Source organism: Micromonospora sp. NPDC003241 (assembly GCF_053589795.1).
On record NZ_JBSFSO010000009.1, the window covers coordinates 68,025 to 82,488 of the forward strand.

The following is a 14,464-nucleotide window of genomic DNA, read 5'->3' on the forward strand; positions in this document are numbered from 1 at the left end:
CTGACCCGTTCGTGCTATCGGACGCGGTGACCCGAGCCGAACCGTTCGCACCCGAGGACACGCGGTAACCCGAGCCGACCCGTTGACGCCCTCGGACAAGCGGTAATCCGGGCCGACCCGTTCACGCCGTCAGACGCGGTGACCGGAGCTGAACCACTCACGCTGCCGGAAGCGGTGACCCGTCGATGCAGTCAGCTCGATAGTCGTGACACCTCACCTGGCAAGGGCGCCGACGACGCGCTCCGGTACCGAACCCGGTCGGCAGCCCTCGACCGCGATCACACCGAAGCCGACGAGGCGGCGACGAAGCCCACCGAGGCCGCCACGGGGGTCGATGGGGCGGTCGCGTCGGAGCTGACCGCGAGGGTCAGTCAGTGACGGCCCGACTGTCGGTGGCGCCGAGGGCGGTGAGGATCGCCTCGGCGGTGCGACGGCCGACGCCGGGGACCTCGGTGATCTCGTCCACGGTGGCGGCCGAGAGGCGCTTGAGGGAGCCGAAGTGGCGCAGCAGCGCCTTGCGGCGTACCTCGCCGAGGCCGGGGACGCTGTCCAGCGCGGAGGTGGTCATCCGCTTCGAGCGGCGCTGCCGGTGGAAGGTGATGGCGAAGCGGTGCGCCTCGTCGCGTACCCGTTGGAGCAGGTAGAGCCCTTCCGAGGTGCGCGGCAGGATGACCGGGAAGTCGTCGTCGGGCAGCCAGACCTCCTCCAGTCGCTTGGCCAGACCGCACAGCGCCACGTCGTCGATGCCCAGCTCGGCCAGCGTCTGGGCGGCGGCGGCCACCTGCGGCGCGCCGCCGTCGACCACGACCAACTGCGGCGGGTACGCGAACTTGCGCGGCCGTCCGGTGGTCGGGTCGACCAGCACACCCACCCTCGGCTCGTCCTCGCCCATGTCCGCACCGTCGCGCGTCGCCTCAGCGGAGGCGGGAAGGTCGGCAGCGGCCGAGTCAGCGGGGGCAGCCAGGTCGGCGGGGGCAGCCGGGTCGGCAGCAGCAGCCAGGTCGGTGGCGGACTCCACGCCCGCCTCGCCGGTCTCGGCGCGGGCGTCGAGGTAGCGGGCGAAGCGGCGGCGCAGCACCTCGGACATCGCGGAGAGGTCGTCGGTGGCGCCCCGGATGATGAACCGGCGGTACTCGCTCTTGCGGGGCAGGCCGTCCTCGAAGACGACCATGCTGGCCACCACGTCGGTGCCCTGGATCTGCGAGATGTCGAAGCACTCGATGCGCAACGGCGCGGTACGCATGTCGAGCGCGTCGCTGATCTCGTCGAGCGCCTTGCCGCGCGTGGTGAGGTCGCCGGCCCGCTTGAGCTTGTGTCGGGCCAGCGCGTCCTTCGCGTTGCGCCCGACCGTCTCCATCAGGGTGCGCTTGTCGCCGCGCTGCGGCACCCGCAGCGTCACCCGGCTGCCCCGGTGCTGGGAGAGCCAGTCGGCGAGGGCCTCGGCGTCGGCGGGCAGCTCCGGCACCAGCAACTCGCGCGGGACGTCGGTCTCGCCCTGCTCGCCGCCGTAGACCTGGGTGCAGAAGTGGTGCACCAGGTCGCCGGTGCTGAGGTCCTCGGTCTTTTCCACCACCCAGCCACGCTGACCGCGTACCCGGCCGCCGCGTACGTGGAAGACCTGTACCGCGGCCTCCAGCGGGTCGTCGGCGAACGCGACCACGTCGGCGTCGGTGCCGTCGCCGAGCACCACGGTCTGCTTCTCCATCGCCCGGCGCAACGCGGCGACGTCGTCGCGCAGCCGGGCCGCCCGCTCGAACTCCAGCGCCTCGCTGGCCTCGGTCATCTCGCGTTCCAGCTTGCGCACCATGGAGTCGGTGCGTCCGGCCATGAAGTCGCAGAAGTCGTCGACGATCTCGCGGTGCCGCTCGGCGGTGACGCTGCCGACGCAGGGTGCCGAGCACTTGCCGATGTAGCCGAGCAGGCAGGGCCGGCCGACCTGCCCGGCCCGTTTGAACACCCCGGCGGAGCAGGTCCGCGCCGGGAAGACCCGTAGCAGCAGGTCGAGCGTCTCGCGGATGGCCCAGGCGTGCGAGTACGGCCCGAAGTAGCGCACTCCCTTGCGCTTGCTGCCCCGCATCACCTGCAACCGTGGGTACTCCTCGTCGAGGGTGACCGCCAGGTACGGGTACGACTTGTCGTCGCGGTAGCGGACGTTGAACCTCGGGTCGTACTGCTTGATCCAGAGGTATTCGAGCTGGAGCGCCTCGACCTCGGTGCCGACGGTGACCCAGTCCACCGATTCGGCGGTGGTGACCATCTGCTGGGTGCGCTGGTGCAGGCCCCACAGGTCGCCGAAGTAGGAGTTGAGCCGGCTGCGCAGGTTCCGCGCCTTGCCGACGTAGATCACCCGGCCGGTGCCGTCGTAGAAGCGGTAGACCCCCGGCGCCTCGGGGATGGTGCCCGGCGCGGGACGGTAGGTCGACGGATCAGCCACACTCCGAGACTAGTCGCCACCCCCGACAGCCCTGATCATCCCCACTTGGCCTCTTCTGCGCCCCCGTGGGTCCGGCGTACCGGGCAGTCGTGATTGACGCCTTCCAATCTCGGGTGCCGACGCCTACCATCCAGTAACCGAATGTTCTTCACGTAATGATCCCGCCCGATGGTCCCCCGTCCACAGAGGATCGCCATGCCTGGTCACACCGCCACCCGCCGGCTGCTCGCCGGTGCGACCGCCGCCCTCACGGTCGCCACCGCGCTCGTCGGCGTGTCGTCCCCCGCCACCGCCACCGCCACCCCCGCCACCGACGCCGGCACCCTCGCCGTGAACGTCGCCAGCGCCTTCGCCGGCAACGACTACTGCCTCGGCGAGTGCTCCGAGATCCTGCCGCCCGGCCAGAACGGCAACGCCACCCTCGTCGAGGTCCTGGGCAACCAGGCGTTCGGCACGCTGCCCCGGCACTCCGCCGACCAGCTCGACACGTACGCCAACCTGGTCTACGGCTACGCCGGGCTGCGCGAGGACCAGGTCAGCACGTTCTTCCGGGACGCCTCCTTCGGCGTCGCCCCCAGCCAGGTCGAACGCGACTACTCCCCGCGCTCCGACGTCCGCATCGTGCGCGACCGCACCAACGGCGTCCCGCACATCACCGGCACCACCCGGGGCGGCACCATGTACGGCGCCGGCTACGCCGGAGCCGAGGACCGACTCTTCACGATGGACCTGCTGCGGCACGTCGGTCGGGGCACGCTGACCCCGTTCGCCGGTGGCGCACCGGGCAACCGGGCGCTGGAGCAGAGCGTGTGGCGCACCTCCCCGTACACGGAGGCGGACCTGCAGGCCCAGGTGAACGCGTTGCGCGGCAAGGGCGGGGCGCGCGGCGAGCAGCTCTACGCCGACGTGCAGGAGTACGTCGCCGGGGTCAACGCCTACATCCAGACCTGCATGGCCAACCGCAACTGCCCCGGCGAGTACGTGCTGACCGGTCACCTCGACGCGATCACCAACGCCGGTGGGCCGAAGCCGTTCGTGATGACCGACCTGATCGCCATCGCCGGGGTCGTCGGCGGCCTCTTCGGCGGTGGTGGCGGCACCGAGATGCAGTCGGCGTTGGTGCGCATCGCTTCCCGGGCCAAGTTCGGCCCGACCGAGGGCGACCGGGTGTGGAACGCCTTCCGGGGGCAGAACGACCCGGAGACCGTGCTGACCCTGCACGACGGGCAGAGCTTCCCGTACGGTGACGCCTCGCCGAACGCGTCCAGCGTGGTCCTGCCGGACGCCGGGTCGGCCCGGGTCGAGCCGATCTTCACCGACCCGACCGGCTCCGCCACCGCCGCCACCACCTCGAACCGCAGCTCCGAGCTGGCCGCCGCGCTCTCCGGGCTGACCATCGACCCGGCGCACCGGGGCATGTCCAACGCGGCCGTGGTCTCCGCCGCCCACTCCGCCACCGGCCACCCGATCGCCGTCTTCGGGCCGCAGACCGGCTACTTCTCCCCGCAACTGCTGATGGTGCAGGAGTTGCAGGGACCGGGCATCAGCGCCCGGGGCGCGGCCTTCGCCGGACTCAACCTCTATGTCCTGCTCGGCCGGGGTCAGGACTACGCGTGGAGCGCCACCTCCTCGGTCCACGACATCACCGACACCTACGCGGTGCCGCTCTGCGTCCCCGGCGGCGGTACGCCGACGCTGGCCAGCAACCACTACCTGTTCCGGGGCCAGTGCCTGGCGATGGAGGAGCTGTCCCGGGTCAACCGGTGGACCCCGACCGTCGCCGACGGCACCGCCGCCGGGTCGTACAAGCTGGTCGCCTGGCGTACCAAGCTGGGCCTGGTGGGGTGGCGTGGCACGGTGGGCGGCGTGCCGCACGCGTTCACCCAGCTGCGCTCCACCTACGGTCGCGAGGCCGACTCGGCCATCGGCTTCCAGATGTTCAACGACCCGACCCAGATGGGTTCCGCCGAGGCGTTCCTCACCTCCGCGCACAACGTCGAGTACGCCTTCAACTGGTTCTACGTCAACTCCACCCAGTCGGCGTACTTCAACTCCGGACTCAACCCGGTGCGGGCGGCCGGCAGCAACCCGAACCTGCCGATGAAGGCCGAGCGCGCCTACGAGTGGCAGGACTTCGACCCGGCGACCGGCACCGCCCGGTACGCGCCGCGCTCGGCCCACCCGCAGTCGATCAACCAGGACTACTACATCAGTTGGAACAACAAGCAGGCCAAGGACTTCGGTGCCGCCGACGGCAACTTCAGCTTCGGCGCCGTACACCGGGGTGACCTGCTGGACAAGCCGATGAAGGCGGCCATCTCGGCGGGCCGCAAGTTCGACCGGGCCTCGCTGACCGAGCTGGTGCAGAAGGCCGGGCTGACCGACCTGCGCGGCGCCGAGGTGCTCGGCGAGCTGATCCGGGTGCTGGAGAGCCAGCCGGTCACCGACAGCGCCCTGAGCACCGAGATCACCCGACTCAAGGCCTGGCGGCAGGCGGGCGCGCTGCGGGTGGAGACCGCCAAGGGCTCCAAGGTGTACCAGCACGCCGAGGCGATCCGTACCTTCGACGCCTGGTGGCCGCTGCTGGTGCGGGGCATGTTCCGCGACCAGCTCGGCACCGACCTCTACCAGTCCGTAATCAACGCGATGCAGATCAACGAGTCGCCGTCCGGCCTGCAACAGGGCGACGTGTCGAACCTGCCGTCCTCGGCGAACAGCGCGCAGACCCACAAGGGCTCGGCGTTCCAGTACGGCTGGTGGGGCTACGTCGACAAGGACCTGCGGGCGGTGCTGGGTGACCCGGTCGCCGGAGGCCCCGGGCGGACCTTCTGCGGCGCCGGCAACCTGGGTACGTGTCGTCAGGTGCTGCTGGACACGCTGCGCACCGCGTCGACGACCCCGGCCGCCCAGACGTACCCGGGCGACGCCACCTGTGCCGCCGGTGACCAGTGGTGCGCGGACGCGATCGTCCAGTCGCCGCTGGGCGGGATCAAGCACGCCACCATCGCCTGGCAGAACCGCCCCACCTACCAGCAGGTGGTGTCGTTCCCGGCCCGACGTGGCGACGCGGTGACCAACCTGGCCACCGGGCGGCCGGTGACCGCCTCCAGCAGCCAACTCGGCAACGGTGCCGCCCGCGCCGTCGACGGTGACCTGAACACCCGCTGGGCCAGTTCCTGGTCGGACAACCAGTGGCTGCGGGTGGACCTGGGCTCGGTGCGGCAGGTCGGCCGGGTGGTCCTGGCCTGGGAGTCCGCGTACGCCCGGTCGTACCGCGTCGAGGTCTCCGACGACGGCGACACCTGGCGGACGGTCTGGTCGACCACGGCCGGCGACGGCGGCACCGACGTGCTCACCTTCGCCCCGCAACAGGCCCGCTACGTGCGGGTGTACGGGCTCACCCGGGCCACCACGTACGGCTTCTCGCTGTGGGAGCTGTCCGCGTACGCGCAGTGACACAGACGGGCGCGGCCGGGGCGAGATCGCCCCGGCCGCGCCCGTACCCACGTGCCCCGGTCACGCCAGCGAGATCTGGTCCCCGTCGACCTTGACCTCCTTGGCCGGCAGGCCGGTGGTCGCCGGCCCGGCCTTGACCGAGCCGTCCTCGATGGAGAACTTGCTGCCGTGACAGGTGCAGTTGATCGTCCCGCCGTCGACGTTCGACACCGGGCAGCCCTGGTGCGTGCAGATCGGGTCGAACCCCTTGAACTCACCGGCGCTGGGCTGGGTGATCACCACGCCCTGCGCGGCGAAGACCGCTCCCCCGCCGACCGGGATGTCGGCGGTCCTGGCCAGCGACTGGGCCCCGTCACGGTCCCCGCCCCCGGCGTCACCGGTGCCGGTGACCTCCGGGCCGCCGCTGGTCGGGGCCGCGCCGTCACCGGAGTCGTCACCGCCACCGCACCCGGCCAGCACCACCGCCGCACCGACCGCGCCCACGCCGGTCAGCAGGCTCCGTCGGGTACGCGTGTCCGGTCCGGCCAGCACCTGTTCGTCACTCATGCCGCCTCGCTTCTCTGTTCGGCTACCACCGTGCATGATCCGTGGCTACATCTCACGACACGCACCACTCTGCCCGGTGGTTCACCCGATCGGCCACCCGGGCGTACCCCAACGGGTGGCCCGACCGTCGCCACGGGCGACGGCCGGGCCTGCCGATCAGCGGGTGGCGGCCGCCTTGCGAGCGCGCGTCGTGGCCCCGGTCGCCTTCGCACCGCCGGTCTTGGCACCGCCGGTCTTGGCACCGCCGGCTTTGGCGCCGTTGGCCTTGGCGGCCCGGGCGGTGGCCGCCTTCGCGCCCTTGGCCGTGCCGTCGAGCTTGAGCACGCTCCGCAGGAACTGCCCGGTGTGGCTCTCGGTGACCTCGGCGACCTCCTCCGGGGTGCCGGTGGCGAGCACCGTGCCGCCGCGGTGGCCGCCCTCCGGGCCCATGTCGATCAGCCAGTCGGCACTCTTGATCACGTCGAGGTTGTGCTCGATGGTGATCACCGTGTTGCCCTTGTCGACCAGCCCCTCCAGCACCAGCAGCAGCTTGCGGATGTCCTCGAAGTGCAGGCCGGTGGTCGGCTCGTCGAGCACGTACACCGTCCGCCCGGTGGACCGCTTCTGCAGCTCGGAGGCGAGCTTGACGCGCTGCGCCTCACCGCCGGAGAGCGTCGGCGCCGGCTGGCCCAGCCGGACGTAGCCCAGACCCACGTCGACGAGCGTCTTGAGGTGCCGGTGGATGGCCGGGATGGCGGAGAAGAACTCGGCCGCCTCCTCGATCGGCATCTCCAGCACGTCGGAGACGGTCTTGCCCTTGTAGTGCACCTCCAGGGTCTCCCGGTTGTACCGGGCGCCCTTGCAGACCTCGCACGGCACGTACACGTCGGGCAGGAAGTTCATCTCGATCTTGATGGTGCCGTCGCCGGAACACGCCTCGCAGCGCCCGCCCTTGACGTTGAACGAGAACCGCCCCGGCCCGTACCCGCGGACCTTGGCCTCGGTGGTCTCGGCGAACAGCTTGCGCACGTGGTCCCAGACCCCGGTGTAGGTGGCCGGGTTCGAGCGCGGCGTCCGGCCGATCGGTGACTGGTCGACCCCGACGACCTTGTCCACGTGCTCCAGCCCGCCGACCCGGGTGTGCCGGCCGGGCACCAGCCGGGCACCGTTGATCTGGTTGGCCAGCACCGCGTAGAGGATGTCGTTGACCAGCGTCGACTTGCCCGACCCGCTGACCCCGGTGACGGCGATGAGCTGGCCCAGCGGGAAACTCACCGTCAGGTTGCGCAGGTTGTGCTCGCGGGCGCCCTGCACCACCAGCTCCCGGCCCGGCGTCTGCGGGCGACGCCCCGCCGGGATCGGGATCTCCCGGCGACCCGACAGGTACGCCCCGGTCATCGACTCCGGGTTGCTCAGCAGCTCCGGCACCGAGCCGCTGTGCACGATCTGCCCACCGTGTTCCCCGGCGCCGGGACCGATGTCCACGATCCAGTCGGCGGTGCGGATGGTGTCCTCGTCGTGCTCGACCACGATCAGCGTGTTGCCCAGGCCGCGCAGCCGGACCAGGGTCTCGATCAGCCGGTGGTTGTCGCGCTGGTGCAGCCCGATCGACGGCTCGTCCAGCACGTAGAGCACGCCGACCAGGCCGGAACCGATCTGGGTGGCGAGCCGGATGCGCTGCGCCTCACCACCGGAGAGGGTTCCGGCGGCCCGGTCCAGGGAGAGGTAGTCCAGACCGACGTCGAGCAGGAACCGCAGCCGGGCGTTGATCTCCTTGAGCACCCGCTCGGCGATCAGCTTCTGCCGGTCGGTCAGCTCGATACCGGCCAGCAGGTCGGCGCACTCGCCGACGGACAGGTTGCACACCTCGGCGATGCTGCGCCCGGCCAGCGTGACGGCGAGCACCTCCGGCTTGAGCCGGGCACCGCCGCAGGCCGCACAGGGCACGTCACGCATGTACCCCTCGTACTTGTCCCGGGACCACTCCGACTCGGTGTCGGAGTGCCGGCGCTCGATCCACTGCACCACGCCCTCGAAGCCGGTGTAGTACGAGCGCTCCCGGCCGTACTTGTTGCGGTAGCGCACGTGCACCTGGTCGTCGGAGCCGTGCAGGATGGTCTTCTGCGCCCGCGACGGCAGCGCCCGCCACGGGGTGTCGACGGTGAAGTGCTCGGCCTCGCCGAGCGCCTCCAGCAGCCGCAGGAAGTACTCCAGGTTGTGTCCGGTCGCCCAGGGCTGGATCGCGCCCTCGCGCAGGCTGCGCTCCGGGTCCGGGACGACCAACTCCGGGTCGACCTCCTTCTTGGTGCCCAGGCCGGTGCACTCCGGGCAGGCGCCGTACGGCGCGTTGAAGGAGAAGACCCGGGGCTCCAGGTCCTCGATCGCCAGCGGGTGGTCGTTCGGGCAGGCCAGGTGCTCGGAGTAGCGACGCTCCCGGTCCGGGGCGTCCTCGGCCAGGTCGACGAAGTCCAGCAGCACCAGCCCGCCGGAGAGCCCGAGCGCGGCCTCGACCGAGTCGGTCAGCCGCTGCTTGGCGCCGGCCTTGACGCTGAGCCGGTCGATCACCACCTCGATGGTGTGCTTCTCCTGCTTCTTGAGCTTCGGCGGGTCGGTGAGCTGGTGCACCACCCCGTCGACCCGGGCCCGGGCGTACCCCTTGGACTGCAGCTCGGCGAAGAGGTCGACGTACTCGCCCTTACGGCCGCGCACCACCGGGGCGAGCACCATGAAGCGGGTGCCCTCGGCCATCGCCAGCACCCGGTCGACGATCTGCTGCGGGCTCTGCTTGGAGATCCGCTCGCCGCAGACGGGGCAGTGCGGCACGCCGACCCGGGCGAACAGCAGCCGCAGGTAGTCGTAGACCTCGGTGATGGTGCCGACGGTCGAGCGCGGGTTGCGCGAGGTCGACTTCTGGTCGATCGAGACCGCCGGGCTCAGGCCCTCGATGAAGTCGACGTCCGGCTTGTCCATCTGGCCGAGGAACTGCCGCGCGTACGACGACAGCGACTCGACGTAACGGCGCTGCCCCTCAGCGAAGATCGTGTCGAAGGCCAGGCTCGACTTGCCCGACCCGGACAGCCCGGTGAACACGATCAGGGCGTCCCGGGGCAGGTCGAGGCTGACGTCACGCAGGTTGTGCTCGCGTGCGCCACGAATGATCAAACGGTCGGCCACGGTCCGTGTACTCCCGGGTGAGAATGACGAAGGAAGATCTGTCCGCTTTCGGGGCGAACCCGAGGTTATGGGGGGTACCCCAGCGGTTGTGCCGGCGCCGAAAAGCGCCCCGGCAACTGTAGACCCGCCCTACGACAATCTGCCCCGACGGCGGGGCCGCCGGGCGGCGCGCCGCCGGGTTTCGTGAGCGATCTCGCGGTGCAACCGCCGCCAGCTCTCCCAGCGCCGGGCCGTCAGCTCGCCCGCCCGCAGCGCGTCCTGCACGGCGCAACCCGGCTCGGCCTCGTGCCCGCAGTCGCCGTACCGGCACTCGGTGGCCAGGGCGGCGATGTCGCCGAAGGCCCGGTCGAGCCCGGCCGCGCCGTCGAGCAGACCGACCGCCCGGACGCCCGGGGTGTCCACCACCGCCCCACCGCCCGGCAGCGGCACCAGCGCCCGCCAGGTGGTGGTGTGCCGGCCCTTGCCGTCCACCCGCCGGATCGCCTGGGTCGGCATGACCGTCGCCCCGGCCAGCGCGTTGACCAGGCTCGACTTGCCCGCACCGGAGGGCCCCAGCAGGCCGAGGGTGCGACCGGCGCCGACCTCGGCGCGCAGCGGGTCCAGACCGGTCCCGTGCTCGGCGCTGACCGGCAGCACCGGCACCCCGGGGGCGAGCGCCGCGAGCTGCCGCGCCACTGCGGCCGGGTCGGCCGCCAGGTCGGTCTTGGTCAGCACCACCAGGGGACGGGCGCCGGACTCGTGGGCCAGCGCCAGCAGCCGCTCGACGCGGGCGGCGTCCGGCTCCGGGTGCACCGCCTCCACCACGGCGGCCACGTCCAGGTTGGCGGCCAGCAGGTGACCGGCGGCGTCCTTGCCGGCGGTACGCCGCACCAACGCGGTACGCCGAGGCAGCACCGCCTCCACGGTGATCCGGGCGTCGGGCCAGCGCCCGAGCAGCACCCAGTCACCCACGCCGGGCAGCCGGGTGGGGTCACCGGCGGCGGCGACCAGCACCGCCCCACCCGAGGTGGCGCGCACCGGCCCGGCCTCGGTCAGGACGGTGCAGACCCCACGGTCGACCCGGGCCACCCGGCCCGGACGATGATCGGTACGGATCCGTCGCAGGTGCGCCGCCCGCTCGGCGTCCCAGCCCAGGGCGGTCAACGTGATACTCATGCCCGACCGCCACCTCTTCCACTCCGGCCTCGTCAGTCACCGCAGACGGTAGGCCCGGTGCCGCCGCGCCGGAAGTGAATTCCCCGGCGACGCGGTACGCCCGGACGGCTAGGGTCGGAACGTGACGACGGATCCCCTTTTACTGACCGGTGACGTGACCGACGCCACCGCCCGGCTGCTGCGGACGGCGGCCGCTTTCGACACCGACGACCTCGCGACACCGTCGCTGCTGCCCGGCTGGACCCGTGGCCACGTCCTGGCCCACCTCTGTCGCAACGCCGACGGATTCGTGAACCTGCTCACCTCGGCGCGCACCGGCGAGCCGATCCCGCAGTACGCCAGCGCGGAGGCACGCGACGCCGACATCGAGGCCGGTGCGTCCCGACCGCCCGAGGAGCACCTGGACGACCTGCGCCGCAGCGCGGACCGCTTCACCGAGGCGGTCGCCGCGATGCCGGTGCCGGCCTGGGCGGCCACCGTCGAGACCCGACGGGGTCCCTGGCCGGCCGCCCTGCTGGTCTGGGGACGACTGCGGGAGTTGGAGATCCACCACGTCGACCTGGCCGCCGGTTACCAGCCGGCGGACTGGTCGCCGACCTTCGGCCACCGACTGCTACACGAGGTGGCCACCGGCTTCGCCGACCGCGACGACGCACCGCCGATGGTGCTGCGTTTCGACGGCGCCGGCCACGAACTGGTGGTGGGCGAGCGCGCGGGGGCGCCCGTCGTCACCGGTCCGGCGGAGGAACTCGCCGCCTGGTTGACCGGCCGCAGCACCGGCGCCGCCCTGACCGTCGCCCCCGACGGTGACCTGCCCCGCCCACCGGAATGGATCTAGGAAGACGATGACCTACAGCGGAGATGTCACCCCCGGCGGCCCGCCGGCCGTACGCGAACTCGACGCCCTGACCATCACCAAGGTGTCGGTCGGGCCGATGGACAACAACGCGTACCTGCTGCGCTGTCGGCACACCGGTGATCAGGTGCTGATCGACGCCGCCAACGAGGCGCCCCGGCTGCTGGAGCTGATCGGTGACGGCGGGCTGCGCACCGTGGTCACCACCCACCAGCACATGGACCACTGGGTGGGGCTGGAGGAGGTCGTCGCCAAGACCGGGGCCCGCGCGCTGGTGCACGCCGACGACGCCCAGGGGCTGCCGATCGAGGCGCAGACCCTCACCGACGGGGACACGGTGCCGGTGGGTGACTGCACGCTGGACGTCATCCACATCAAGGGGCACACGCCGGGTTCGGTGGCGCTGCTCTACCGCGACCCGACCGGCACCGGGCATCTGTGGACCGGCGACAGCCTCTTCCCGGGTGGTGTCGGGAACACCGACCAGGACCCGGAGCGCTTCGCGGCGCTCATCGACGACGTGGAGCACAAGCTGTTCGACCGGCTGCCGGACGAGACCTGGTTCTATCCGGGCCACGGCCGGGACTCGACGCTCGGCGCGGAACGCCCGCACCTGGCCGAGTGGCGCGCCCGGGGCTGGTGAACCCGCCGACGCCGGTCCGGGTGCGATGCGCAGTCGTCGAATCCGGACCGGTGTCCGCAGCTCAGGGTGTGACCTCGCGCAGCCGGCGCCGCACGCCGACCAGCACCAGGGCGGCCAGCAGGAGGCCGCCGACCATGGTGACCAGCATCGGGCTGGCGCCACCGGGCAGCAGCCCGACCAGCGAGCGCGACGCGGTGCCCACCGCCAGATAGAGCCCGGCCCACGCGCCCGCGCCGAGCGAGGCGAAGCCGAGGAAGCGCGGATACGACATGTGCAGGCCGCCGGCCGCGAGCGGCAGCAGTGCGTTGAACACCGGCAGGAACGGGGCGACCAGCACCAGCCGGCCGCCGTTGCGACGCAGGATGGCCTCCGCGGTGGCCCAGCGGCTCTCCCCGACCCAGCCACCGAAGCGGCTGCGACGCAGGTCTTCGCCCCACCGCCGGCCGACGAGGAAGGTCAGCGACCATCCGGCGAGGCATCCGGTGACCACGGCGACGAAGGTCGCCAGCCCCGTGGTCGGGTTGCCGACCGCCACGGCGGCGAGGATCGCCACGTCGCCGGGGACGAGGACACCGAACAGCGGGACCGCGTCGAAGAGCATGACCACCCCGAGCACCGCCATCAACAGGGCGACGGGAAGTTCTCCGACCTGGGCCAGCTGGTTCGCCATGCCCCGTACGCTATTGCCTGACCCTGGGTGTGGACATCAGGATTCCTCCCCACACTGCGGCTGGTGTGCTCCGGGTCATCCCTGATCCGTCTCTCCACCGCCTGGATCGCCCCGCCGGCGACTCCCTGAGGCGCTTCGCCCCGCAAATCCGCTATTCACCGGTTACTGTCGGGAAGGTATCGGGCGGCCACCGGCGTGGAGCCGGCGGTCGCCCGCCTGGAACAGGGAGAGAGACGCATGGCAACCGGCACCGTGAAGTGGTTCAACTCGGAAAAGGGCTTCGGCTTCATCGAACAGGATGGCGGAGGCCCGGACGTCTTCGTCCACTACTCGGCCATCGCGAGCAGTGGCTACCGGGAGCTGACCGAGGGACAGAAGGTCGAGTTCGACGTGACCCAGGGGCAGAAGGGGCCGCAGGCGGACAACGTCCGACCGATGTGACCCGTGCCGGGGTGGCGGCGGCCGGCACGACCGGCCGCCGCCGCACGTGCACCGGCCTCGCCTCAGGCGGCCAGCCGCCGGCCCAATTCCTGCACGACCTGCTCGGCCACGGTCGGCGGGATCGCCGCCGCGATCTCCTCGGGAGTGAGCCCGGCCAACACGCCGGCGATGATCGCCTGCTCGTCGGTGAAGTCGCGGTTGGCCAGCGACTCCACCGCCGCCTGCAGCGCGGTCAACTGCGCGCCCAGGCTCCGCAGCGTCGGGTGCCCGACCTTGAACTTCGGGTCGGTGTGGTCCTCACCCATGGTCGTGCGGGTGTACGTCTGCCCGATCGGGTTGCGCCCGTCCAGGACGGTGAGGTTGCGGTGAACGGTCTTGAGCCAGTTGTGCTCCTCGGGTGTCATGTCCGTCTCCTCCTGCTCGGGCGTGATGAGTCCGATGGTGGTCAGGTAACGGCGGAACAGCGGCGTCTGGTCACGTCCCGCCTTGATCGAGTCGCGGAAGAAGCTGAAGTGGGTGTGCCACAGGTGGGAACGGTCGCCGGTGCTGCGCCGTCCCAGGCGGTCCCACCGCCGCACCACCTTGCCGTCGGGTGAGTAGATGATCTCGCGGATGTCCCGGGTGTCCGCCGTGTTGGCGGCGCACTGCGCCACACACCAGGTCGAGAACGTGAACAGGTCGTGCTGGCGACCGCCGCTGCTGACCCGGAACATGCCCACGTCCAGCGCGGCCGCGTCCAGGGTCAGACCGTTGCGGTCCCGGGGTGACTCGACCACCGAGTAGTCGTTCGCGACGACTCGGTCCGACCCGGTGTGGTATCCCCCGCGGTGGTTGGCGTCGCCGACGATGCCGACCTCGTTGGGTTCCAGGTCCTCGTCGCGTACCCGGTTCGGATCGCGGTTGAGGTGCTTGAGCAGCAAGCTGCGGACGGCCATCAGGTTCGCCGGTGCCCGCGTCATGGTTCCCCCCTCTGCTGATTCGTCGGGGGCCGGGCACGGCAGTGACACCGCGTGCGCGGTAGGAAGGCTGCACAAGCGCTCCCGGCCAGTGGTTGCACAGCGCCGGGCGTACTCCCACCATAGCCCCACTTCTGGACGAATGCCCAGCTCA

The 14,464-nt window shown here is 71.5% G+C and carries 10 protein-coding genes; 4 read left to right on the forward strand and 6 right to left on the reverse strand.

The features are described from left to right. Positions 1 to 367 precede the first annotated feature (367 nt). Positions 368 to 2,434, reverse strand: a complete 2,067-nt coding sequence (gene uvrC / locus ACWDVW_RS10285) for an excinuclease ABC subunit UvrC (protein ID WP_449946620.1) — start codon at positions 2,432 to 2,434, stop codon at positions 368 to 370. A gap of 195 nt (positions 2,435 to 2,629) precedes the next feature. Between uvrC and ACWDVW_RS10290 the strand changes: the two genes are divergently transcribed. Then, positions 2,630 to 5,890, forward strand: coding sequence for a penicillin acylase family protein (locus ACWDVW_RS10290; RefSeq protein WP_449946622.1), 3,261 nt, complete (start codon positions 2,630 to 2,632; stop codon positions 5,888 to 5,890). Between the two features lie 60 nt (positions 5,891 to 5,950). Here ACWDVW_RS10290 and ACWDVW_RS10295 read toward each other — a convergent pair whose 3' ends face one another. The 3 genes from ACWDVW_RS10295 to rsgA form a co-directional block, all read right to left on the reverse strand. After that, a complete protein-coding gene (locus ACWDVW_RS10295; protein WP_449946624.1) occupies positions 5,951 to 6,436 on the reverse strand; it encodes a Rieske (2Fe-2S) protein in 486 nt (161 codons plus the stop codon). Between the two features lie 156 nt (positions 6,437 to 6,592). Beyond that, a complete protein-coding gene (gene uvrA / locus ACWDVW_RS10300) occupies positions 6,593 to 9,589 on the reverse strand; it encodes an excinuclease ABC subunit UvrA (protein WP_449946625.1) in 2,997 nt (998 codons plus the stop codon). Positions 9,590 to 9,718: 129 nt separating this feature from the next. Next, positions 9,719 to 10,744, reverse strand: coding sequence for a ribosome small subunit-dependent GTPase A (gene rsgA / locus ACWDVW_RS10305; RefSeq protein WP_449946626.1), 1,026 nt, complete (start codon positions 10,742 to 10,744; stop codon positions 9,719 to 9,721). Positions 10,745 to 10,865: 121 nt separating this feature from the next. Between rsgA and ACWDVW_RS10310 the strand changes: the two genes are divergently transcribed. Then, positions 10,866 to 11,582, forward strand: coding sequence for a maleylpyruvate isomerase family mycothiol-dependent enzyme (locus ACWDVW_RS10310; RefSeq protein WP_449946628.1), 717 nt, complete (start codon positions 10,866 to 10,868; stop codon positions 11,580 to 11,582). A gap of 7 nt (positions 11,583 to 11,589) precedes the next feature. After that, positions 11,590 to 12,243, forward strand: a complete 654-nt coding sequence (locus ACWDVW_RS10315) for an MBL fold metallo-hydrolase (protein WP_449946629.1) — start codon at positions 11,590 to 11,592, stop codon at positions 12,241 to 12,243. A 61-nt stretch (positions 12,244 to 12,304) separates the two neighbouring features. Here the strand turns inward: ACWDVW_RS10315 and ACWDVW_RS10320 are convergent, their stop codons facing one another. Further along, positions 12,305 to 12,913: a DedA family protein gene (locus ACWDVW_RS10320; RefSeq protein WP_449946631.1), complete on the reverse strand. Its 609-nt coding sequence runs from the start codon at positions 12,911 to 12,913 to the stop codon at positions 12,305 to 12,307. Between the two features lie 237 nt (positions 12,914 to 13,150). Between ACWDVW_RS10320 and ACWDVW_RS10325 the strand changes: the two genes are divergently transcribed. Further along, on the forward strand, positions 13,151 to 13,354 hold the full coding sequence (locus tag ACWDVW_RS10325) for a cold-shock protein (RefSeq protein WP_111219891.1): 204 nt from the start codon (positions 13,151 to 13,153) through the stop codon (positions 13,352 to 13,354). 62 nt (positions 13,355 to 13,416) lie between these two features. On the opposite strand, the gene ACWDVW_RS10330 is transcribed toward ACWDVW_RS10325, so the two are convergent. Continuing rightward, on the reverse strand, positions 13,417 to 14,313 hold the full coding sequence (locus ACWDVW_RS10330) for a hypothetical protein (protein ID WP_449946632.1): 897 nt from the start codon (positions 14,311 to 14,313) through the stop codon (positions 13,417 to 13,419). Between the last annotated feature and the right edge of the window lie 151 nt (positions 14,314 to 14,464).